At 78.1% G+C, this 503-nt stretch carries 2 pseudogenes; both read right to left on the bottom strand.

From position 1 onward, the window contains the following. A pseudogene (locus HW578_RS27565) lies at nucleotides 1-143 on the bottom strand (pyridoxal phosphate-dependent aminotransferase); the annotation flags it as partial. A gap of 88 nt (nucleotides 144-231) precedes the next feature. Next, nucleotides 232-503: pseudogene (locus HW578_RS27560) on the bottom strand (hypothetical protein); the annotation flags it as partial.

The following is a 503-nucleotide window of genomic DNA, read 5'->3' as shown; positions in this document are numbered from 1 at the left end:
GGTGCGCCGGTGCCGGGCTGGCCCACCTCCATGCGGATGATGCCGGGCGCGCCCGCGGGCAGGGCGGCGGCGCGCGCGTTGGCGGCGGCGATCACGTCCATCACGAGGAACGGGGGCGCGTCGCCCGCCCGGCCGACCTTCATCGCTGCCTCACCGCGTGCTGGACACCCTCGCGCGCCACCGCGCGCCTAATGCCTTCGCGCGTCACCGCGCGCCTGACGTCCCCGCGCGTCACCGCGCGAAGCTGCCGATCGCGACACCGCCACCGCGCGGATCGGAGGCGCCGATGCAGCCTGCGCTGCTGCCCGGCGCATAGCCGGGGCAGGAGATCACCAGCCCGCGCCCGGGCTCGGGCACCGCCGCGAAGATATCGGCCGTGGGCGTCCGCCGCAGCACCGCGGCCAAGGCCCCGCCCGCCGCTGCGCCGGCCTCCTGCTGCCCGGACCCCGCGCTCGCGGCACGGAAGCCGCGCAGCTCGCGGTTGGTCGCGAGCGTCACCCCCA

The organism is Roseomonas rosulenta, assembly GCF_016106005.1.
GTDB classification, from domain to species: Bacteria; Pseudomonadota; Alphaproteobacteria; order Acetobacterales; family Acetobacteraceae; genus Neoroseomonas; species Neoroseomonas rosulenta.
Note: the sequence above shows the minus strand (reverse complement) of the source record. Positions and strands in the feature narration are given on the sequence as shown.